Origin of the sequence: Alteromonas sp. ASW11-130 (genome assembly GCF_026183735.1) — a bacterium.
Taxonomy (GTDB): domain Bacteria; phylum Pseudomonadota; class Gammaproteobacteria; order Enterobacterales; family Alteromonadaceae; genus Alteromonas.
This window is the reverse complement of sequence record NZ_JAPFRE010000015.1, coordinates 444440-467569: the sequence shown is the minus strand read 5'-3', so window position 1 is coordinate 467569 and position 23130 is coordinate 444440. Positions and strand designations below refer to the sequence as shown.

Here is a 23130-nt window from a genome sequence, read left to right as displayed (position 1 = left end):
TCCCCATGTGAGAGTAGCACACCGCCAAACTCCCATTAAGAGAAAAGGCTATCCATATGGATGGCCTTTTTTCGTTTAAGCTGTATTTTAAAAGGCCAGCACCTCTAACGGTTTCATGCGACTACTTCAAGAGGCTTCCGTCATTTTGTGAAGGCCGCAACTTTCCCCCGCCGATACTATCTTTTCGAAGTAAACTAAAATCTTTGAGACGTCGCTACCGTCTTTTCAGTGCAGGTTGAAACCTTCTGCGCACCGTTACCGTTATTTCGGCGCCTGCTCATATTAATCCGCATTAAAGTTTGCCCACTATGCCTCAGTTCTTTAGACACATAGTGGGGACACGATCCGTGTTGCTAAAAAAATCTCTCCATGCATTGCTACGCGCATTCACAATGTCATTCTATCTTTGAAAACAGCGGCTCGCCAAGTTGTGCTGTCGAAGCCAAATCGATAGTTGTTCTATTAAGGCGAGTTCTGGTGAATAGGGTAGCAGCATCAAAATACATACGTATCAAAGGCTTCGGAGGTATAGTCTGAATGCCAGTTTGCTCCTTCAGAATGATTACAATATGTCGACTTTGCACTGTGCAAGCTGGATCATGCTTCCACAGAGCTCTTATAATGTCTTTGTTTATTCAAACCATAATAAACGCCTCGCCAACTTGATAAAACAGAAATACCAGGCCAGATACACTAGCATATGGAAATTGCTGGTACCGTACCGCTCGACGCGACGAGTCTTTGTATACTAGCGAGGGTATTTGGTGCAACACAATGGGGGGCCTCCCAGCTCATTCTCGATGTACTAAATATAACCATATATTAAGATGGCGAGCGGCTATGACCGTAACGACTTTTTTATAAGTGATTTACCCAACTAGTTGGTGTTGACAAGGTTGGGTTTCAAGAGATTCTGCGTGAGGGCTTCACCTTCAACCCGAGCCTGTCCATTTTAGAGATATGTGTAAATCAAAATGGTAGGCAACTTCAGCTAAACCTACAGCTTTTCTCAGAATGATAGCTTTGCAAAGTAAAGTTTAGGCTTTCAACAGAAAAAACTGAAGGCGAACGGACTTTAAAGATAAGCCCCCCGTTCAATTCAAACTACTACGCTTAACTAAAATAGATTATGAATTTCCTCTAACCGATTCGTGATTAGCAAAGACTTAATCAAAGGGAATGAAATATCTACGGAATCGTTCGTTACTAATTCGAGTCTTGTGGACCCCGCTACTGGCTACCGCTGTACTTTCGGTAAATCGCATTATATGAATTTTACTGTGAGCGGAAGATTTTGCCTACCTGTGCTATCAGAACGCGCAATTCATAACCATAAAAACTGTTATTCATAAGATATAGATTTAGCTGCGGCGTCTTTGTAAGGACGTCTAAGTCGCAAGGGGCAGTGACGACATCTCGTCTAATGGTACAAGTGTTTATCAGGAGTGACGTTGGGTCAGCCTTCGGATTGCAAGCGGTAACGCCTTTTAAATTAAACCCGCGGATAAAAAAGCCTCCAACAAGGAGGCTTTGAAAATCTACCTACGAATTAAATTATTCTTCATTTTCATCTTCATAATCGTTATCTTGATTTTGACGATATTCAGAATACTCAATACGCGTGATTAGCTGGTCATTATCTTCATCAATATCTTCAAATGATTCGTTGACGCCGCTTTGGGCAGCTTCAGCTTTCGATAATTGACCATCATGGTCTGTGTCCATCATATCGAACTCGTTATTAGCGACCATATTTTCAGAACTCATATCAGAATTTGCTTCAAATTCTGAATCCTGCTGCACCATAGGATCTTGTTCCTGAAGTTCTACATCACTTTTGCTACGAGCAGTCATGTCTGCATTAGTGTCTAACTCATTGCTCTGCGTGGCCAGATCGCTATCTTGGCCTTGCTCGGTGATAACAACATCTACGTCATCACGTTGGTTTTGGGCAGCGATAGTGGTATCGGTGTCATAGTCTCTTTCGATATTGTCGCTTTCCAGTTCGGCCTCTGTGTCACTTTGAGCAGTCATAGTGGAATTATCATCGTAATCCCGCTCGATCTCGTCATCTTCAAGGTCGGCTTCCACGTAAGTTTCAGTAGAAATTGCCTCATCTTGCTCGATATCGCCTACTGCACCAGTTTGTGCTGTGGCAGTTATGTCGTCTTCATAGTGTTGTGACTTATTTTGTAAATGACTATCAAACTCTTTCTGACTTAATTGGTCGTCAGAATTAGTATCAATTTTCGCAAAATGCTCCCAGACGTCATCATCATCAGCTTCTTCTTTGCTGATGAAACCGTTGTCATCATTATCTAACTCTGCAAAAGTGCTTTCTATCTGGTCTTTATCCGCACTCTCCATCTTGTCTTTCTTCCAATCACCACCAGCAACAGCTCCAGCTGATAATGCACTACTAATTAAAACTGCTAATGTAAGCTTTTTCATTACAAACTCCTTCTTGGATTAACCCCCGAATTACAATTGACGGAGGGAAAGTTGTCACCAATAAAGGATACATCATCCATGCCATTCGGAAATATTGTGAAAAAACAGTGTGATAAGTAGTTGTGTATTATTCACGGTGGAAAATAGTGTGTCACTTATATAGACATTATGAAAAATATACGTAATGCTGAAATATTCCCCTGTCACTAATGAAAATCCCTGGATGGTACGTTAAGTTTTTTCAACCAATCTGAACGATCCGTTAATTTTCCCGCAATAACGTGAACGACGCCCTCTGGTGACTGCTCAAGTACCCCATCTACTTGTAAAATATTCGCTTTTAAATAGGGTTGTTGTTGATGCCGAGCTGTTGCCTGCCACACAACGACATTAATATTCCCGGTATGATCCTCAAGTGTCATAAATGTCACCCCCGAAGCTGTACCAGGGGCCTGGCGTCCAGTCACACAACCAATAATGCGCACTAATGACTTATTGGGTTTATGTATCAGTTCACTCGCCCAACAATATTTTTCTAATGCTTTTTGTTCCGCAAGTAGTGCAATGGGGTGATGTTCAATGGATAAACCAGTCGCGGCATAATCTTCCACTAAATTATCTACAGAGGAGGGGGCAAAGTTGAAATTCTGTTGGGTGGGATTGTGGCAGAATAAAGGTAAATTCTTTTCTTCATTCATCATTTCCCAGCGCGATTGGTATCGATTCTCTGCTAGTTGATGAAATGCATTAGCACTGGCCAATGCCTCAAGATCTGATCGTGAAAGTGACAACTGCTGAACTTCAGCTAAATACTGATAACCTTTTTCGGGTCTGTTTTTAACGATACACTCTTTTGCTTTATCTGATAATGACTTTACTATAGTGAAGCCTAATCTGATGGCCTTTTCAGATTGAAAAAATACTACTTGGTGCTCTATAGCAGAGGCATTAATACAAACAGGTAACACGTTGATGTGATGTTGTTGGGCGTCACGCACGAGCTGACTAGGAGTATAAAACCCCATTGGCCAACTGTTTAACAATCCTACATAAAATTCCGCCGGGAAATAATACTTTAACCAGCAAGAAACATAAGCTAATACTGCAAACGAAGCTGAATGCGCTTCGGGAAAACCATATCCACCAAAACCTTTAATCTGTTCAAATATCTGATTAGCGTACCCTTCTTCATAGCCTCGTTTGGTCATGCCTGATACTACTTTTTCCTGAAACTCGTACAACCTGCCATTCTTTTTCCAGCTTGCCATTGCCCGCCTGAGTTGGTCCGCTTCTCCTCCCGAAAATCCAGCCGCTACCATGGCTAGCTGAATAACCTGTTCCTGAAATATTGGTACCCCCATAGTTCTTCCTAAGACGCCTTCTACCTCTTTAGATGGGTAGATAACAGGTTCTTGTTGATGCCGACGTCGCAGGTAAGGGTGTACCATTTCGCCTTGGATTGGCCCGGGTCTGACAATGGCGATTTGTACGACTAGATCGTAATAACTGCGTGGCTTTAATCGAGGTAACATGGTCATTTGGGCACGGGATTCAATTTGAAATACCCCCACCGTGTCAGCTTTACACACCATGTCGTACACTTGTTTATCATCGCCTAAACCAGTGATAAATGGGATGGAAACAGGTTGTGGGAATTGCTTATTGAGTAAATTAAAACTTTTTTGAATGGCGGTAAGCATGCCAAGGGCAAGGATATCTACTTTTAATAAAGCCAGAGTTTCTAAGTCATCCTTGTCCCATTGGATAACGGTTCTGTCCGGCATTGCTGTATTTTCAGTAGGAACTAATTCATGTAAAGGACCGTCAGAAATAACAAATCCCCCTACATGCTGTGAAAGATGGCGCGGAAACCCTAATACCTGTTCGACCAAGGTAATCAGCTGTTTTACTTTTACTTGGCTAGGATCCATGCCGCATTGAACAAGTTGGCTTTGCCAGGGTAATGTTCTATCCCGCCGATTAATGTTTTTAAGCACATAACCTAATTGGCTCTCTGGAAAGCCTAATGCTTTACCTACTTCGCGAAAGGCACTACGAAAACGAAATGTAATTACAGTGGCAGCCAAAGCAGTTCTCTGGCGGCCATATTTGTGGTAAATATATTGGATAATTTGTTCGCGTTTTTCGTGCTCAAAGTCCACATCAATATCGGGGGGCTCATCGCGTTCTTTCGAAATAAAACGTTCAAACAAAACGCTTATCTGACGCGGATCAACCGCTGTAATTTCCAGGCAATAACAGACTACAGAATTAGCCGCTGACCCACGGCCCTGATACAAAATACCTTGTTGCTGAGCAAATTGCACAATGTCATAAATAGTTAAAAAAAAGTACTCATAGGCTTGTTCATTAATTAATTTCAGTTCTTTTTCGATAGTATTTCGGACATCTGCGTTTATGCCTTCAGGAAAACGCTTTTTAATTCCTTTTTCGACGCATTCTCTTAAATATGAGGAGGCCGTATAACCGACTGGTACAAGTTCCTTAGGATATTGGTATCGTAGCTCGTCTAATGAAAATTGGCATTGGTCGGCAATTTTTTTGGTCTCATTCAACCATCCAGAAGGATAGATTTTTTTTAATTTACTTAAGGGGCGCAGCGTCCGTTCAGCATTGCTTAACGCCACTTTTCCTACCTTGTCTACCGTGGTTCTCTGCTTCATGGCATGTAAAACATGTTGCAAAGGTAAACGTTTGGAATGATGCATTAGTACCCCGGTACAAGCGCATATTGGAAGTGAATAGTCGTCACTGAGGTCAGTAAACTGACTGAAACGGTAATGATCTTGGCCGTCTAATAGTCGTTGAATACCAATCCAACAGCGTTGAGAATGAAAGCGTTTTAACCAGTTCGCCCAATATTGGTCTACTTCTTTTTTAAGGGATGGTAACCAGACTATTAAGCAATGCTTAACTGACTTAATGTCCCACTCTGCCAGATTGTACTCCCCTTTCGGTGAGCGGCTTCGTGCATTGGTAATGATCCTACATAATTCAGCGTAAGCTTGTTTATGTGGGCATAGTAAAATAAAGGAAAAATGTTGGGCGAAGGTAAACGAAGCGCCAATAATCAATTTTAAAGGAAGGCGATTACGTTTAATTTCTGCATGTGCTCTGACTACGCCGGCGACAGAACATTCGTCGGTGAGAGCAAGTGCCTGATAATTCAGAAAGGTCGCCGTGTTAACTAGTTCTTCCGGATCGGACGCACCACATAAAAAGCTGAAGTTACTTTGACAGAAAAGTTCGCTATATAGCATATTAACTATACCAGCCTTGAATATACCATTGCGCTTCAGGAGAGCATTTATAAATCAGCAATAATTCACCGTTTAAAGACTGAGTAATGAAATAATCGCGTTTAATATAATGCCCGTCCCACCATCCGGTTTGCATGCGTACTGGCCCAAATTGGATATGGCTTGGTTTAGAAAGAGGAATAGGGTTAGTGGCAATGAAAAGAGGCTGCCACCTATCTGGGAGCGCTAAAGGACGGGCAGAATGTGGAGGATGAATCACATCAAGTCGGTGATCATCGGTTAAATCGGGTTTATTAAGGTTGTCTTCACCCAGCTTAGCCTGAAGTCTGCCTATTAGTTGCATCTTGGCAAAATAATGGAATCGGTCACTGAAAAAATCACTGTTTTCTCCAGTCATTTCTTCGGTAGTATTTGCACTTAACCCAATAGCCGTCACAGGTTCACTAAGTGTTAACTTTTCAATTAACAGTTCAAATAGAGGGTGCCAGGTGGCAGCATCAGAGAGGGGGCAGGCGGAGCCAACTTCAAAGTCTTCTTGTTCTTGTTCGCGAAAGTATAGTGTAAGAGTAAGAGAGTGTGTTATCTGATTTCTTAAGCGAAGAAATATCGCCAATTGGTCTAATAACCGACGCACCCACGGCATAAGATGGTGGGTATGAGAAATTTCGTAAGTAGGCTCAATTGTCTGGGAAAATTTTTCAGCCGGATGGAAATAGACACAATGTGGGTATACTTCTCCTCTTAGCGCAGTCAAGTAAGTAATCAATGCATTATCAAATCGCTTTCCTAATTCGGTGGCTGGAAGTGCCAACAATCCTCTTAACGTGTGAATACCTACCCGAGCCAGCGAACTGATTTGTTTAGCAGATAAGTCGGTGTGTTTTAAGTGACAGTATTGCAGGGCCTTTTGAATATTGCTCCGGTCAGAAAATACCGCGTTAGTCTTGGCTTTGGCCAATACTTTGGCGGACTCTATGCTCCATCCCGTAGCAAAGTGGTAGGTTACTTTTTGTTGGCGTAACTGAGTAACTAAAGCCTGCCAAAGTGGCATTAAACCATCGTAGAACTTTATTGATGGATCAAGTCGTATCGCTAAACAAGAGGGAGGGTATACAACAATATCACCTATCAGCTGATATAAAGCACATGCAAGCATCTGCAAATGACCGCTTTCACGTTCTTGTTTATAATCAATCACGTTTAAATCTGCACTTAATGCGGCGGCTTGCGCCATGCCCATACCCACTTCGATGCCGCGTTCCTTTGCCAAGGCATTCCGTTGCACTATTTGATTAACCTCCGCTTGATATATCACGCAAGGACGTGCGCTTTTTTCATCGGAAGTTTGTTCCAAAGCGTCAAGCGTTAATTGATAAAAATCCAGGTATAGCCACAACATTAATCACCTATACTGTTAACTGACCTTCGTATGTGCGGTAAAAGTTTGAGAGTAGTGTTCGAAGGCTGAGAGGATTGGGTTATTATTTGGATTAGGTGAAAATGCTACCCGTAAGCCAGGATGAGGCCACCCCCCCATTTGTTTATCAACATTTATAATAACTTCAGCTTTCTCACGCATAATTGACAAATCAAGCTCTACGGGTAGTGATTGTCGTGGAACATCTTGATATTCGAACAGAATACAAATTGATTGATGTTGCTTAGCACAAACCTGTAATCGCCGCGCCTGGGTAAGGCTAAGGTTTTGGGTCGACCATAACAAAACTACTTGGCAGGCATCACTTTTAAGACATTGTTCTGCCGCCCATAAGTTTTCATCATGTTTGCCACAAAGCGAAAACACATTCTCAGCTTCAATACCATGTTTTATCAACCAACTCGACTGAACGCGGCCAGGGGCATTAATAAACATAATCAGCTGATGCTTTCTGATCTTTTGTAATAAAGTTAGGAACAGCTTAACTTCACCTATACCTTTTAATGTTCTCAGGCGTATTAAACCCGCTAAAGGCCAGCCGCCATTAAGCGCACTGTCCAATACAGTAAATCCCGATGCTATGCGGGCATCATTTTCTACAGAAGATTTATAACTGGCTCGCCATAGCTTAGGGTGTTTCACCAGATGAGTAAGAGAATCAGACATAACATAATAATACTGTTTATATATACAGTATTATAGGGTAAATCAGTCTCTCTGCAAGTTCACGGATACAAAAAAAGCACGCTATCTGATAGCGTGCTTTGATTTAATTGAAAATTTTTTGTCTGTTAGCTAGCTTCTTGTTTTAGATCAGTTTTATCAACTGTTAAGGCTGTCTGGCTAAAGTTATTACAGGCGGTAATAAAACCCTCAGGGGTATTTTTCGACCATGACATACGGACATCATTAGGCTGTTCTTTAATGAAGTTTTTCACATCGATTAACGATACCGAGTCATTTTTTAATCTGCGGGTTATTGCTTCTTCTACGGTATTGCCTTTTTCACAGCAATCCATTATTACATTTGAGAAATTTTTAATCACCACTTTGGCAGCAGTGAAATTACCTCCGGTAAGTAACCCTTTGCTATTAGCTACCTCTAATCGTTGTGTAAATACACTTTGTAATTCATTGGTCAGCATGACTAAATTGGTATAAGCGATATTCACTTTTTTGGCGTTGGATTTTGCCGTGCTGCGAACGAGGCTTAACTCTCGTTGATAGGTTTGTGCCCGCAAAACAAAATAAATTAGCGCTATAACCAACACACCCATAATACTAAATAGACCTAGCAACATGCTTTTACTTTACCTTCGTTAACTCTGACTGAATAAACGTATTAATATTTTTCTCAAGGATAAACAAGGGGACTGAACCATGTTCAAGCACCGCCCTATGAAACTTACGCACATCAAAATGACTGCCTAGCTTTTCCTCTGCCTGATTGCGTAGAGCTTTGATTTTAATTTCGCCAATTTTGTAAGACAGAGCCTGACCGGGCCAGGATATATAACGGTCAATTTCAGTTCTTACATTGTGCTCAGAAAGGGCGGTGTTGGTTAACATGAAATCTATTGCTTGTTGTCTGGACCAGCCAAACATATGCATACCCGTATCAACCACCAAACGGCAAGCCCGCCACATCTCGTAGCTTAACCTACCGAAGTCGTCATAGGGATCTTTATACATATCTGTTTCTATACCCAGGTATTCAGAATACAACCCCCAACCTTCACCAAAAGCCGAAATGTAGGTGTTTTGGCGTACCTTCGGTAACGCTTTCATCTCGGCTGCAAGCGAAATTTGCAAATGATGTCCAGGTACCGCTTCATGCAAGGTCAAAGCGGTTAGGGCATAAAGTGGGCGTTTATCCAGCGCATAGGTATTAACCCAATAATATCCGGGTTGATCATCACGAGACGGTGAAATATATCGGCCGGTTGTATATTTAGGTGCAATGCTTTCTGGTACAGCTTCGACGCCATAAGGGGTGCGAGGAAGAAACTCAAATAATTGGGGAAGCTTGGCATCCATCTTCTTAGCAATAAAAGAGGCTGCTTTTAACAACTCCTCAGCAGAGGTAGCATAAAATTGCGGATCGGTTCGCAGGAAATGGATAAACTCATCAATAGAGCCGTTAAATTCAAGCTTATCAACAATGGTCTGCATCTCGGCCCGAATACGTTTAACTTCACTCAACCCCAGTGCATGGATATCCTTTGCCGACATCTCTGTAGTGGTGTAATGTTTTATTCGGTTTTGATAATAGTCTTCACCATCAGGCCAGCTCTTAGCTGCTATGTCGCTGCGACCATTGGGAATATACTCACTCACCAGAAAGTCATAAACCATCTGATAAGCAGGGATTACCGATTTTTTAATGACTGCTTTGGCTCGGTCCTGGAATTTTTTTTTCTTTGCGTCACTTAAATGCGCTGGCATGGTTTTAAAGGGGGCATAAAAGTCACTTTTGCTGGGATCATCCACCAGGTATGGGGTCACACTTTCTTCAAATCCTGCTAACACCACTTTTGGCTGGGTTAAACCAATACGCATCCCTTCACGCATATAGGCAATATTTTGCTCAAAATTAGCTTCTATGGCAGCCAGCCGGGACAAATAATGCTCAAAGTCCTGCTCATCTTTTAAGTGCATTGAGCGCGGTAAAGATGCCATCGCACTATGAAAGCCATACTCAGAGGTGATAGGGACGAGGTGCGCATTAAACCGATATTCATCGATATAATTTTCCAGCCGATATTGCTGCATCAATAATGATATTTGTTCAGAATCACTCAATTCGCTGGTATTAATCGTAGCGAGTCTGGAAAGAAACTGCTGCCAAGTTTGGTGCTGTTTTTTTAAAGCAGCAGGAGAAATATCAGCGAGTTTGTCAGGGTTAATCGCTTCACCTTCACGACTAGCCATAAGGGGTGAAACCTGTAATTCATATTTCCAAATTTCATCCAGCAGCGTGGTTAATTTTTTACTTTCACTCTCCGCCGCATTGGCTTTCAAGCCAAACAAAAATAGCAGGGTGATCAGGCAAAAAAAGCTATAACCGTTTTTGGTATTCATATTCTCTCCAGACATGAAAGAGGGGGAGACCAACCTTAATCTTTTCGAGGAGTGTAGATTGGGCTTGGAAATGCGGCTACCTTATCAGATATTTGGGATATTTTGGCTGTGCCTTGTCGTTTAACTTCGTCAATTCGAAGTACATTGTGCATAGGAATGTACGTTCGAGTGATATCTTTAAATTCGGTTTTCAGTTTTTCATGGCTAGGATCAACTACCACACTGGTATGGCTATCCCAGACAAAATCACCAATTTCCACGAACCCAAACATAGCACCCTGACTAACTTCTTTTACGTAAAGATCGTACTTTTCGCCTGAACTAATAAATTGAACTCTAAAAAGAGGGGAGTGGCCACTCATGAATTAACTTCCTGCTTGCGTAAGTTTGCTAATGGATCAGGCCACTATTTTATCATGATTACAGGCCCTGCAAAGGGGCAAGTAAGGCAGCTGTGGCAATGCGCATTTCTTCTTCACTTTCCGCCACTACAGCGTTAGCCGCAAACCCTTGCACGCAACTGGTTAGTTGTAACGCCGCTGACTCAATATTAACGTGTTTGGGTAGTTCACCCTGGCGTTGGGCTTTTTCCAAACAACCAATAAAATCGAGTTGAAGTCTGTCCAGATAGTGTCTGCCCATCTCTCTAATTTTAGGGTCCTGGCGACCAAGCTCACATACACTGTTAACCAACAGACAACCCCGTTGATGTATAAGTGAAATATATAGTGCAAAGAAGGTATGTACTGCGCTTAACCCATGATGACCCTCAAGCTCCTTAACTATGGGGGTTAATTGGGTATCAAGGTAATGCTCTAACACGCGATATAAAAATGCTTGTTTGCTTCCAAACTCCAAATAGAAACCACGACGATTAAACTCAGTTCGGGCAATAATTTCATCCATGATTGCGCCATGAAAACTATGTTCTAAAAAAATGTCTATAGCTTGATTAAGTATTTTATCAACACTATAAAGAGCAGTGCGTGGCATGAAACTATCTATTCTTGTTTATGTTAGATTGAGATTAGCTAAATATAAAGATTAATCAACTGGTTTTACCTAGCAAAGAGTATTTATCGCGACATTCGCTTCCGAATGAAGGTAACGCATTGTACTTAATAGTAATTGCTTTTATCCTTATACAGCCCTAAACCTTCAATAATAAACATTATGCTTAAAAAAATTCTTATGGCTGCGCTCGTTAGCACAGTCAGTTTCGTTACAACGGCCGACCCGCTGGCTGAGCAATCTTTTATTCCTAAAGTGAATTACATCAAGTCGCATTTGTATTTCCTTGCCGATGATCTGTTAGAAGGGCGGGATACTGGATCTAAAGGGCATGACATAGCCTCGCTCTACATCGCAACAGAATTCGCGAAATACAAAATGAAGCCAGCTGGCACTGACGGTTACATGCAAAAAGTCCCGTTCCGAAAGGCAATGCTTGATCAAAAATCGCCGAAAATCACGTTTACTGTGGACGGCGAAGACACTGAGCTTGAATATCCCAAAGACTATCTGACCGGTCCAGATTTATTGAATACCGATTCGTCTATGCAAGGAAAAATGGTATTCGTGGGATATGGAATCGTGGCGGACGAACTTAATCATAATGATTATCAACATTTAGATGTCGAAGGTAAAATTGTGGTGATGCTTGCAGGTAAGCCTCAGTCATTTCCAAGTGAAGAAGGCGCGCACTTTGCCTCTGGCTATCAAAAACGTAAATATGCCGCAGAACGGGGCGCGATAGGCACAGTGACCCTGTCTACACCGTTAGCCGAAAAAGTGCGACCTTATCAGTCGATGTTAAGTTATATACATATGCCAAAGATGGCGTGGTTAGATGAAAGTGGTGAACCTGCAAATCGTTTTGCGCAACTTAAAGGCAGCGCATATCTAAGTCAGCCAGCAGCGAAGAAGTTGTTTGCTAAAGCGCCTGTTACCCTCGACGAGATTTACGCACAGCTAGATGAAGATAAGCCGCCCAAGGGCTTTGCGTTGCCCGGAGATTTTTCACTTAAACGCAAAAGCACACATACAACCATTAATAGTTTCAATGTTGCAGGGATTATTGAAGGGTCAGATCCGACCTTGAAAAACGAATACGTAGTGTTCTCTGCACACTCGGACCATATTGGGATTGCTAAGACGGTTAAGAAAGACAATATAAATAACGGTGCTATGGATAATGCATCTGGAACAGCAATCATGCTCGAAACCGCTCGTTTGTTTAGCCAAATGGAAACCAAACCTAAGCGCTCTTTATTATTTATCGCGGTAACAGGGGAAGAGAAAGGGCTGCTGGGAGCAGACTATTTCGCACATAATCCAACTGTGCCGGTGGAATCCATGGCAGCGAATGTGAATTTGGACATGCCCATTCTAACCTACGAATTTGCTGATGTTATTGCTTTTGGCGCAGAACATAGTGACATGCAGCATTCAGTAGCAAACGCGGCGCGAAATGCGGGTCTAACCTTAAGTCCGGACCCATGGCCAGAGCAGGCTTTATTTACTCGCTCGGATCACTATGCTTTTGTAAAACAAGGGGTGCCAGCAGTATTTTTAGTGCCAGGGTTAAAATCAAAAAATCCTGATGTGGAAGCCAGCAAGGTGTTTGGAGAGTTTTTATCCTTCCATTATCACAAGCCCAGCGATGATATAAATCAACCCTTTAATTGGGAAGCTGCTAAAACCTTCACTCGGGTGAATGCAGAAATTGGCCACACATTAGCAAATCAAGAAAAGCGGACCCGTTGGAATGAGGGTGACTTTTTCGGTACTACATTTGGTAGAAAGTAAGAAGTAAAAAGTAAGAAGTAAAAAGTAAAAAGTAAAAAGTAAAAAGTAAGAAGTAAAAAGTAAAAAGTAAGAAGTAAGAAACTTATACCACTTTAGAGTATTGTGTCATAAGCTCATAGAAAGAGAGTGGTGTCTCATCACGACGCATTTGATAAAGCGTACTTTGTGCCTTTAGAGGCAAAGTAACGTGAAGGAGATACATTACTCTCTCTCACTGGGGGAACGGCTTCTCTAATTCTGGTCCAGCTCCGAGTGTGCACTTTTGACCCCACCAAACCGTCGCTTAATTGGGTAGGTAAGAGTTAATAATCTCTGGCGTTTGGGGGCTGCGCATTATTGAGGATTACTTAGCTGATAAATATAATTCTATGGGTAGGTTAACCGACAGATTAAGCACTCGAAGTCTGGCAAATAGATAATACAAAAAACGCAGCCGTCAGGCTGCGTATCAGTATTACTTATTACTTATTACTTTTCTATTCACAGAAAGTTTTGTTTAAGTAACTGCCAATGCTCAGAAAAATGCTCGGTAGGTTTACGGGTAAAGCCGCTTCTGATGTATAAATTTATTCGACCATCGGTAAAACATATCAGCATATTAGCAATAACGCTTTCGTCAGCTGCCAATAACTTACCTTCACGCAATTTACGTTCGCGCAAAACTTGTTTAAATTGTAATTCCAAACGCTCAAATAATTTTGCAATGCGCGCTCGCAGTCTTTCTTGTTCGCCCATTAGTGCATCACCATTAAGGATGCGCGTAATGCCAGGGTTTTTTTCTGCAAAGCCTAAAATTAAATGAAGAATTAACTGGCAGCGTGCCGCTGAATCTTTCTCTTCATTAATAATTTTATTAATGCGAGAAAATAATGTTTCTTCGATAAACTCAATAAGACCCTCGAACATTCTCGCTTTACTTGGAAAGTGACGGTACAGCGCAGCTTCAGATACACCTACTTTTTCCGCTAACTTAGCAGTAGTGATACGTTGGCCCGGGTTAGTTTCCAGCATTCCTGCAAGAGATTGCAAAATTTGCGCGCGACGGTTTGTTTTTTTCACAGCTGGCATAACGTGAGTCATTCCTCGGCTATCGGGCTATCACCCGTATTCCATGTTAAGGGGGCTTTCGCCCATTGTTATTATTACTTTTTACTTTTTACTTTTTATTTTATCGACCCAGGTAACCAGACCATTATGTCGATTTTTTATTATACTGCTCGGCTATTAAGGCAATCAGCGACTGTGCCAAAGATGTCTTACTGGTGGCAGGTAGCTTTTTTTCGCCCTCTTTCCAAATTACATGTAATGCATTCTTGTCACTATTAAAGCCTAAGCCCTGCGCTGAAATATCATTCGCTGCAATCATTGCCAGCTTTTTAGTTACCAGCTTTTTTCTTGCATAGGTTTCGACATTTTCGCTTTCTGCAGCAAACCCAACAGTAAAGGGCGCATTAGGTAAGTTAGCCACATCCTTAAGGATATCAGGGTTTTTAACAAAAGTAAGTGTTAACTCATCATTATTTTTCTTAATCTTTTGCGAGGCGACTTGCTTTGGTCGATAATCTGCTACCGCGGCAGTGGCGATGAAGATATCAGCTTCATCAATATTTTGCATTACCCGCTGATGCATTTGTTCAGCACTGATTGCATTATGAAGAGAACATCCAACTGGTGGAGACAGCGTAACAGGGCCTGAGATTAACTCTACCCTAGCACCAGCAGCTACAGCCGCTTCAGCGATTGCATATCCCATTTTTCCCGAACTGTGATTGGTAATGTATCTCACGGGATCCAATTCTTCGCGGGTGGGTCCTGCGGTGATGACCACCTTTTTACCCTTCAAAAGTTCGGTCGGTGTGGCGGTTAACTGGCAGACGATATCCATTGGCTCTAACATTCTGCCAACACCAACATCGCCGCAAGCTTGTTCTCCATCTGCAGGCCCTAGCACTGAAACGCCCCGTTGCTGCAATGTGGAAAGATTCACTTGTGTAGCAGGTGCTTTCCACATTTGCTGATTCATTGCTGGCGCTAAAATAACCTTTGCCGTGGTAGCCAGATATAAGGTAGTGAGTAAGTCATCAGCGAGACCCATTGCTAGCTTTGCCAGGCAGTTTGCGGTAGCGGGTGCAATTAAAAGAATATCAGCCCATTTGGCCAGTTCAATATGACCCATCGCGGCTTCAGCAGCCGGATCAAGCAACGTGTGGTGAACCGGATTACCCGAAACAGCCTGCAATGACATCGGACTTACAAATTCTGCAGCGGCATGAGTTATTACCACTCTGACAGTCGCGCCTTGTGCAGTGAGTTTACGAACGAGATCAGGCGTTTTATAGGCTGCGATACCGCCTGTAACACCAAGTAGAATATGTTTATTTGCCAGCAACATGGTTTACGTGCTTTCAATAAGAAATTGCTATAAGCGTACCACGACTTTTTTACGCTGTGTAGTCAGACGCCTATCTGTATCTAAGTGCAGGCTCATTTTACGCCGTCTTTTCGTAAACTAGACTTTTATGATTATTGGAAGAATGGTGAAAATACAAAGTTGGCCTCTAATGGAACGTCCAAGAGAAAAGTTACTTAGTTTGGGAGCGGAAGCTCTTTCCGACGCTGAACTACTCGCCGTAATTATTGGTAGTGGGTTAAACGGAAAATGTGCATTAACAATAGCGCGCGAGCTCTTAAATAAATTCGGTAGCCTGCGTGGTGTTGCTACTGCATCCAAAGAACAATTGTGTGCAATATCTGGGGTGGGTAAAGTTAAATATTGTCAGCTAAGAGCGTCAGTTGAATTAGTCACCCGTCAATTAAGCGAGCCTCTAAAGGTTCGCGAGTCTTTCAATCATGCGCAACAGGTTAAAACCTATTTATTAGCAAAACTAAAAGAACAGCAATCAGAGCAGTTCGGCTTGCTCCTGTTGGACAGTCAGCACCAATTACTCGCATACCGAACCATGTTCAAAGGTACAATCAACAGTGCGGCGGTCTATCCAAGAGAAATTGTGAAGCAAGTAATGGAAGACAATGCAGCCGCTGTTATCTTAGTACACAATCATCCATCCGGCATTGCAGAACCAAGTGATGCTGATATTCGCATTACCAAACAAATTGTGTCAGCACTGACACTTATTGACGTGCACGTACTCGATCACATCATCGTAGCCGATGTGAATACCACATCTTTTGCGCAACGGGGATTGATATAATCTACATAATTTCGGTGTTATAATCCGGCTGAGACAGGTAAAAAAGGAAATGTTTTGTCGGATAGCAATAAGCTAAACCTTGTGCTGGTGGTGGATTCACTGGCCGGGGGTGGTGCAGAGAAAGTGGTTATAGAATTGGCTCGGGCAATTAACGAAATTGGGCATAATGCTATTCTGCTTAGTCTTACCAAAAATACGACGTATGACGTTCCCAACGATCTTGCTGTTTATTTCCTTTATGAAGAACGCAAAAAAGCCCTTCATCGTTCATGGGCCAGAAAAAGGCACGCGCAAAAATTACTCACTATCTTCGCTGAGATCGAAGATAGGTTCGGAAAGATTAATGTAATTTTCTCAAATCTTGATTATAGCCACTACGTCGTTAGTGCCTGTAACCTGCCAAACGTTTATTACGTTGTCCATAATGCGGTAAAGCAAACGTTAGAACGATCAAAAAAAATGGGGCCTCTAAAGTGGTTAAGGCAAAAAAGATTATTTTCTGCTTTGGATGACAAAAAACTCATAACCGTTTCTGATGGCCTTAAAGACGAAGTACAAAGCTTAAGTTTGTTTACACCTAAACACGTGACCCGTATTTATAACCCTTTCAATATCCTAAAAATTCGCCGGTTAGCGGCGCAAACGAATGCAGCTATCCCCGAAAGCCCTTATATTATTCATATCGGGCGTTTTGCCAAGCAGAAGCGTCATGATGTGTTGTTCTCTGCATTAGACCATCTGCCTGATGAAATTAAACTCGTTTGCCTGGGAGCAAATCAGCAGGGCATACAAAGACTGGCAGAGAAGATGGGGGTGGCCGAGCGGATCATCATTCCTGGTTTTCAGCAAAATCCTTATCCGTGGGTTAAACAAGCCAAGTGCTTGGTACTAAGTTCGGACTTCGAAGGCCTCTCAATGGTGCTGGCAGAAGCATTAATTTGTCAGACACCTGTAGTATCAACTGATTGTCCATACGGGCCAAGTGAATTGCTTACCGGGAGCTTAAGTGATTTGCTAGTACCAGTGGGGGATGCTGACGCACTTGCAGAGAAGTTAAAAAGCGTATTAAATCACCCTAGAAAAATTGCACCAGATTTTTTACATCATCTGGATCACCGGCAAATAGCCCAGCAATATGTAAATTTAAGTAAAATGGAAATCGACTAAGTGCCTGCAACTATCCCCTGTTTTGTTATCAATTTAGATCGTTCGAAAGAACGGTTATCGCAGATGGCAACACAGTTTTCTAACCAAGCTATAGAATTCGAACGGATTAGTGCAATTGATGGCGCTAAAATCGACCAGAAGGTACTTCAGCAATTCTATTCGGCCAGTAATCCTCTTAAATATTACAAACAGCTGAACGCGGGTGAAATCTGTTGTTATTTGAGCCATCGCAAAGTGTGGCAAAAGATGATCGACGAAAATATCCCTGCCGCAATTATTTTCGAAGATGATATTGAAATAACCGGCGATTTAGTTTGCGTCTCAGACACGTTAACGGCAATGAATCAGGACTGGGATTACATTAAATTGGCTGAACACTCGCGCAGGCGCAAAGTCGTTCATTCAGAAGTAGTAGAACCTTTTTCCCGGGTAATTTATGACAAAGTGCCCGCCCGCACCTGCGCTCAAGCAGTAAGTTTGGCGGGCGCGAGAAAACTTTTAACCGCCAGCGAGAAGATCTGTCGCCCTATCGACATTGACTTACAATATTGGTGGGAAAAAGACCTGAGAATATTTGGTCTTCAACCTTACCCAGTCAGGTTTAGGCAGGAGTCTTCGAGCGAAATTGATAGAGTAGGGCAACGAAGTAAAACGCGGAAAAGTACCTGGCTCAAAGTAAGGCAACAGCTTGAATTTATAGTTAAAAATAGCAAACATGTTAGAGCCAGACTGATTGCGATTACTAACAAAAAATCGCCAGAGTAATAAAAGGTCTACATTTTAACGCCAGGTCTTTATTATGTAGATAAATTTGAACAAGATTGAAATATTAAAGATAAGGGAAGCGCGAATTAATCGATCCTGGCCCGGATCCCGGATCGTATTTTTTGCGAAATTTATTTGAATTAAGCTGCGAATTGCTGTATAAAATGCGCCCTCTTATTTATAGTTAAACGTCAACTGACCCGGACGCAAAGATTGAAGGGCTCGATTGGCGCGACAGTTATCGTTGTTCTGGAGACAAATACAATGTCAAGAGTATGTCAAGTAACAGGTAAGCGTCCAGCGGTAGGTAATAACCGCTCACACGCAAGAAACGCGACCCGTCGTCGCTTTTTGCCTAACCTTCAGTCTCACCGTTTTTGGGTTGAGAGTGAAAACCGTTTCGTAAAATTACGTTTATCTGCTAAAGGTATGCGTATTATCGATAAGAAAGGTATTGATTCAGTATTAACTGACATCCGTGCCCGTGGTGAGAAAATCTAAGGAAGCGTACCATGCGTGATAAAATTAAATTAGTGTCTTCTGCTGGTACGGGTTTCTTCTATACCACTGACAAAAACAAGCGTAACATGCCTGGCAAGATGGAAATTAAAAAATTCGATCCTGTTGTACGTAAGCACGTTATGTTTAAAGAGGCAAAAATCAAGTAATTACACTTGCTTTTGTCTCCACGAAAACCCGGTTGACGCCGGGTTTTTTGTGCGTTTTATAGTGTTAATTTTTCCCTCCCTCTTGCTATACTAGCTTTCCTTACATTTTCTATGGCTCCCCAGCGCGGACGCATACAAGGAATACTTTTGGCCCGACTATCCTCTAAGGCTATGAACAACATCGTTATTTTTGCGATGCTGATCATGATTGCGTTGTTCAATTTGGATACATTGTTACCCAAAGCATCCCAGCCTAGCGAGCGCAGGCTGTTACCCAATGATGCCTATATATTAAAAATCGAAACGGACGCGGGCCGCGTGGAACGAAATGGTCAGCAATGGCGACAAGTAACCACTGCTGAAACAGTCGAAGTGAGCCCTCAACAGCAAATCACAAGCTGGCAGACCGCAGTACTTGAACCAGTAACCTCATCAACTGAAGATTTTTCAGAATCTGCCCCTATCATTGCCGTGGTTTGGTTGGCGGGCAAAACTGACGGGCTGGTGTTTGCCTTTTACCAAAGTGAAGGGAATACTTTTGTTCGTTATCAAAATGACTGGTATCAATTGAAACAGTCTGAATTGACTACCCTAATCCCTTGGTTGCCAGCACTTATTCATCAGGAAAGCTAATGCCAGAACTACCAGAAGTAGAAGTCAGTCGCTTAGGCATCTCACCGCATCTGGTTGGGCAAACCATTTCCTCGGTCGTTGTTCGACAACCTAAACTTCGCTGGCCAATACCAGATGAGCTTAAACTGGCAGAAGGATATACGATTAAAGCCGTACACCGACGAGCAAAGTATTTGCTAATTGATATCGGTATTGCCCAAATTGTGTTGCATTTGGGCATGTCGGGGAAATTACGCGTCGTGCCGGCCACGTTGGAACCGATAAAACATGACCATCTTGATATTGTTTTAAGTAGTGGAAAATGTCTGCGATTTAACGATGCCAGGCGTTTTGGAGCCTGTTTATGGCAACCACAGGGTGAAGTGCTTCCCCAACTACAAAATCTAGGCCCTGAGCCACTAACCGAAGCGTTCACTGCACAGCACCTGTATACGCTCTCTAGAGGCCGTAAAACACCAGTAAAAAGCTTTATTATGGATAATGACGTAGTAGTAGGGGTAGGGAATATCTATGCGAACGAGGCCTTATTTATGGCCAACATCGACCCTCGCCGTGCTGCGGGAAGGATTTCTTTTCAACGCTACCAAAAACTAACGAAAGAGATTAAAGATGTGCTGGCGAGTGCTATTCAGCAAGGCGGCACTACCTTAAAAGATTTTATTCAAAGTGATGGGAGTCCTGGTTACTTCAGGCAGCACCTTAGAGTATATGGGCGTGCAGGAAAAGCATGCGAACAATGTGAAGGGACTATAAACAGTGTGGTAATTGGACAACGCAATACCTTTTTTTGTCCACGTTGCCAACGTTAAGTAAATCCCTGGTTACCGCTTAAACCGCTCAATCAATGCTTTCTCTACTTCAGGGTGACAAAAATCAGTAACCTTGCCGCGATGTTGAGCAACTTCTTTTACCAACGTCGATGAGATAAAAGAGTTTTCCTCAGCAGGCGTTAAAAATACGCTTTCCAGTTTTGGATTGAGGCGACGATTCATATTGGCTAGTTGAAATTCATATTCAAAATCTGACACCGCACGTAGCCCGCGGATCAGAATAGTCGCATTTTGTTGATCGGCAAAATCGGCCAATAAGCCAGTGAAGCCTTTCACCTCTGCATTGGGTAATGAAGAAGTCACGGCTTTGATCAGTTCCACCCGCTCATCAAGCGTAAACAAAGGCTTTTTATTAGGATTTGAAGCAATGCCAACGATAACGTGGGAAAACATTTGCGACGCCCGCTCGATTAAATCGGCGTGACCATTGGTGATGGGATCAAATGTTCCAGGATATATCGCACGGGTATGCATATTCAGGTTCCAATAAAATTTTTGAGCACCTTAACCAGAATTGGCGGCTGATGCAATCCTGTTTATGCTTTGCGTCTCGCATGTCTTGCGCTACCATACCGCAGTACTCTTTAATGAAAAGGATTAATGTGCGTTTATCGAGTTTACTTAGCCTATTATTAATGGCGACACCGATGAGTCTGGCATCGCCATGGATTGGTACCAACGACGAGTCATTACATCAAGATCTGCGAACGTTAGTGGAGTTTCAGGTTATAGATGCAGTAGCCATTAGCTACCCTGTCCCCTGGCGGGGTATAGATAGCCAATTGCGCTCACTTGATACGCATGCACTACCTGAGCCTGCCAAACGTGCAGCGCGAAGGCTCCAGCATTATCTAAAGTATCGACAGCAAGATGTCCTTCGCCAGATCACTTCAGCCCGTGTAGCTTCAGACCCCGTTAGATTTGACTCCGTACATGGGTCCTATGGACAAGAAGTGCAACTTAGTCATCAAGCAGAAGTTGTCACCGGCAGATGGTCCGCAAAGCTTAGTGCGAATATGATTGATGATGAAAATACCAATTTGGATAACTCCTATGTGGCTATGCATTTGGGGGAATGGATCGTTAAAGCAGGAGCCACTGACCAATTTTGGGGGCCAGCAAACGACAGCAGTTTGATTCTATCGACCAACGCAAGACCCATCCCAACCGTAGGATTATTTAAAAGTAGCGCAGTGGCATCTGAATCGCCTTGGTTAAGCTGGCTAGGAGCCTGGTATGCCAGCGCCGAAATAGGTAAATTTCAGGATGTACGTGAAATCGAGGGTGCCAAACTATGGCGCGCTAGGTTTACCGCAGCCCCTTTCAAGGGCTTAACATTCGGAATGTCCTGGGTGGCCATGTGGGGCGGCGCTGGGCAACCCAACTCGATAGGAGATTTAGTCGATGTACTTACCTTCCAAACCCAGTGTATAGATGAATTAGAGACGTGTGATAAAGAGCTAAATACCACAACGGGTAATCATATAGCGGGGTTCGATCTGGCCTATTCATTCAAGCTGCTCGAACAACCCATTACCCTATATGGACAACGGATTGGGGAGGACGCGAAAGACTACAAAGTCACGGATAACGCCAATCTTTTAGGTATTAGCACCTATGTTGGCTCATTTAAGCTCTATTTAGAAAACAGTGACACAAATATAGCCTGTGTGGGAGACGGTAATACAGCCACAAATTGTTACTACGAGCATAGCATTTATCAGAGTGGTTACCGGCATTACAACCGAGCTGTGGGTAGCACGTACGACTCAGATGCAAAACAAACAACATTGGGCATTCAGTGGCGGGGGATGCAAGGGCGTTCAGCAATGCTAAAAATGTCGCAGATCGAGTTAAATTCCGACAAAGGTAGACCGTCGCCCGTTTTAACCGACTCTGCAAGCGAAGAGTTAAAGCTCGTTAGCGGTTATTATCAACAGCCCTATGGAAACTTTTTGGTCAGAATAGGGGCAGAATATCAGGACCGCGATCTAGGTGAAAAACACGCAACGGACACCTCGGTATTCCTGGATCTTCGTTACGTTTGGTATTGACGATACCCCATCATTAAGCTTTGCCAATCTGCTTCCGTCCACTTAAAAGTAGTATGTTTGCCGCGTTCTTTAACCAAAGAGCGCCGCAAACGGGCTAAATTGTCTTGTTTCCAGCCATTTCCTGCGCGTTTATAGCAACGGTCGAAATCAATCAGCCATGCTTGCGACTGGTCATTGAGCATGATGTTCCGCACATTTAGATCATGATGATAGATTTGCGCAGTATGAAAGCGCGCTATCGTTTCACCTATATGATGCCACTCGTGTTCAGCGAGATCCCGACGACATAAAATACTATGTAGGTCTTCACTGTGGGGAATTAGTCGGGTCAATAAATCTGCGCGGTAGAGAAAGCCCCGTCTTGAAACGTAAGCTGCGATAGGCGTGGGCACAGGCAAATTCATTGCCTTCATTGATGTCAGTAAGTTGAACTCGGTAAATGCTCTTGTACGAGATAAGCCAGTATAAAAATATTGATCTTCCAGCACTTTTCCAATCATACCACCTCGACGAAAGTGGCGTAAAACCCAAACATCGTTTAAAGATTTTATGAATACCGTGGTACCACGCCCTTTTGCCCGTCCCACTATCTTGTTTTGACGCTGCCAATGCTTAACATCGAAAAAAGCTTTTTCGGGACGAGGCATTATCGTCTCATCGAACAACACGAATTGTCTGCGACCGATTTGTTGCTGTTTAATCGTCATTTCGCACCACTGATATGGTAAATTATCCATTGTAA

21 protein-coding genes are annotated in these 23130 nt (G+C 42.8%); 9 read left to right on the top strand and 12 right to left on the bottom strand.

Translation table 11 applies throughout. From position 1 onward, the window contains the following. Positions 1 to 1554: 1554 nt before the first annotated feature. From OPS28_RS05150 to OPS28_RS05115, 8 genes are all read right to left on the bottom strand, one after another. Entirely contained in the window at positions 1555 to 2451 is an 897-nt protein-coding gene (locus OPS28_RS05150; protein ID WP_265608369.1) for a hypothetical protein, read from the bottom strand. A 206-nt stretch (positions 2452 to 2657) separates the two neighbouring features. Beyond that, the gene (locus tag OPS28_RS05145) at positions 2658 to 5732 is read right to left on the bottom strand and encodes an error-prone DNA polymerase (protein ID WP_265608368.1); all 3075 of its coding nucleotides are present in this window, start codon (positions 5730 to 5732) and stop codon (positions 2658 to 2660) included. Between the two features lies 1 nt (position 5733). After that, positions 5734 to 7131 carry a Y-family DNA polymerase gene (locus OPS28_RS05140; protein ID WP_265608367.1) on the bottom strand — a complete coding sequence of 466 codons (1398 nt, stop codon included), beginning with the start codon at positions 7129 to 7131 and terminating at the stop codon, positions 5734 to 5736. 15 nt (positions 7132 to 7146) lie between these two features. Next, positions 7147 to 7836 (bottom strand): recombinase RecA, encoded by a 690-nt coding sequence (locus tag OPS28_RS05135; protein WP_265608366.1) that lies wholly within the window; start codon positions 7834 to 7836, stop codon positions 7147 to 7149. Between the two features lie 125 nt (positions 7837 to 7961). Further along, the gene (locus OPS28_RS05130; protein ID WP_265608365.1) at positions 7962 to 8471 is read right to left on the bottom strand and encodes a hypothetical protein; all 510 of its coding nucleotides are present in this window, start codon (positions 8469 to 8471) and stop codon (positions 7962 to 7964) included. A gap of 4 nt (positions 8472 to 8475) precedes the next feature. Beyond that, complete coding sequence (locus tag OPS28_RS05125; RefSeq protein ID WP_265608364.1) at positions 8476 to 10251, bottom strand: DUF885 domain-containing protein; 1776 nt, start codon at positions 10249 to 10251, stop codon at positions 8476 to 8478. Between the two features lie 35 nt (positions 10252 to 10286). Beyond that, positions 10287 to 10613 (bottom strand): DUF1820 family protein, encoded by a 327-nt coding sequence (locus tag OPS28_RS05120; protein WP_265608363.1) that lies wholly within the window; start codon positions 10611 to 10613, stop codon positions 10287 to 10289. A gap of 58 nt (positions 10614 to 10671) precedes the next feature. Next, positions 10672 to 11244 carry a TetR/AcrR family transcriptional regulator gene (locus tag OPS28_RS05115; protein WP_265608362.1) on the bottom strand — a complete coding sequence of 191 codons (573 nt, stop codon included), beginning with the start codon at positions 11242 to 11244 and terminating at the stop codon, positions 10672 to 10674. Positions 11245 to 11424: 180 nt separating this feature from the next. Here OPS28_RS05115 and OPS28_RS05110 point away from each other — a divergent pair, with 180 nt between their 5' ends. Continuing rightward, entirely contained in the window at positions 11425 to 13059 is a 1635-nt protein-coding gene (locus OPS28_RS05110) for a M28 family metallopeptidase (RefSeq protein ID WP_265608361.1), read from the top strand. A 480-nt stretch (positions 13060 to 13539) separates the two neighbouring features. Here OPS28_RS05110 and slmA read toward each other — a convergent pair whose 3' ends face one another. Continuing rightward, complete coding sequence (gene slmA, locus OPS28_RS05105) at positions 13540 to 14127, bottom strand: nucleoid occlusion factor SlmA (RefSeq protein WP_265608360.1); 588 nt, start codon at positions 14125 to 14127, stop codon at positions 13540 to 13542. 124 nt (positions 14128 to 14251) lie between these two features. Further along, positions 14252 to 15451, bottom strand: a complete 1200-nt coding sequence (gene coaBC, locus OPS28_RS05100; RefSeq protein WP_265608359.1) for a bifunctional phosphopantothenoylcysteine decarboxylase/phosphopantothenate--cysteine ligase CoaBC — start codon at positions 15449 to 15451, stop codon at positions 14252 to 14254. Between the two features lie 145 nt (positions 15452 to 15596). On the opposite strand from coaBC, the gene radC reads away from it, so the two are divergent. From radC to mutM, 7 genes are all read left to right on the top strand, one after another. Beyond that, a complete protein-coding gene (gene radC, locus OPS28_RS05095) occupies positions 15597 to 16271 on the top strand; it encodes a RadC family protein (protein WP_265608388.1) in 675 nt (224 codons plus the stop codon). 54 nt (positions 16272 to 16325) lie between these two features. Further along, positions 16326 to 17438 (top strand): glycosyltransferase, encoded by a 1113-nt coding sequence (locus OPS28_RS05090; RefSeq protein ID WP_265608358.1) that lies wholly within the window; start codon positions 16326 to 16328, stop codon positions 17436 to 17438. Continuing rightward, positions 17439 to 18203 (top strand): glycosyltransferase family 25 protein, encoded by a 765-nt coding sequence (locus OPS28_RS05085; protein WP_265608357.1) that lies wholly within the window; start codon positions 17439 to 17441, stop codon positions 18201 to 18203. Positions 18204 to 18467: 264 nt separating this feature from the next. Continuing rightward, the gene (gene rpmB / locus OPS28_RS05080; RefSeq protein WP_265608356.1) at positions 18468 to 18704 is read left to right on the top strand and encodes a 50S ribosomal protein L28; all 237 of its coding nucleotides are present in this window, start codon (positions 18468 to 18470) and stop codon (positions 18702 to 18704) included. A gap of 11 nt (positions 18705 to 18715) precedes the next feature. After that, the gene (gene rpmG, locus OPS28_RS05075; protein WP_013786148.1) at positions 18716 to 18871 is read left to right on the top strand and encodes a 50S ribosomal protein L33; all 156 of its coding nucleotides are present in this window, start codon (positions 18716 to 18718) and stop codon (positions 18869 to 18871) included. A gap of 147 nt (positions 18872 to 19018) precedes the next feature. Next, the gene (locus OPS28_RS05070; protein WP_265608355.1) at positions 19019 to 19504 is read left to right on the top strand and encodes a hypothetical protein; all 486 of its coding nucleotides are present in this window, start codon (positions 19019 to 19021) and stop codon (positions 19502 to 19504) included. After that, a complete protein-coding gene (mutM, locus tag OPS28_RS05065) occupies positions 19504 to 20313 on the top strand; it encodes a bifunctional DNA-formamidopyrimidine glycosylase/DNA-(apurinic or apyrimidinic site) lyase (RefSeq protein WP_265608354.1) in 810 nt (269 codons plus the stop codon). The genes OPS28_RS05070 and mutM overlap by 1 nt, the downstream gene beginning before the upstream one ends. A 12-nt stretch (positions 20314 to 20325) precedes the next feature. Here mutM and coaD read toward each other — a convergent pair whose 3' ends face one another. Further along, positions 20326 to 20808 carry a pantetheine-phosphate adenylyltransferase gene (gene coaD, locus OPS28_RS05060; protein WP_265608353.1) on the bottom strand — a complete coding sequence of 161 codons (483 nt, stop codon included), beginning with the start codon at positions 20806 to 20808 and terminating at the stop codon, positions 20326 to 20328. A 113-nt stretch (positions 20809 to 20921) separates the two neighbouring features. Between coaD and OPS28_RS05055 the strand changes: the two genes are divergently transcribed. After that, the gene (locus OPS28_RS05055; RefSeq protein WP_265608352.1) at positions 20922 to 22388 is read left to right on the top strand and encodes a capsule assembly Wzi family protein; all 1467 of its coding nucleotides are present in this window, start codon (positions 20922 to 20924) and stop codon (positions 22386 to 22388) included. On the opposite strand, the gene OPS28_RS05050 is transcribed toward OPS28_RS05055, so the two are convergent. Beyond that, the gene (locus tag OPS28_RS05050; protein ID WP_265608351.1) at positions 22373 to 23125 is read right to left on the bottom strand and encodes a 3-deoxy-D-manno-octulosonic acid kinase; all 753 of its coding nucleotides are present in this window, start codon (positions 23123 to 23125) and stop codon (positions 22373 to 22375) included. The two genes, OPS28_RS05055 and OPS28_RS05050, sit on opposite strands and share 16 nt — an antisense overlap. Between the last annotated feature and the right edge of the window lie 5 nt (positions 23126 to 23130).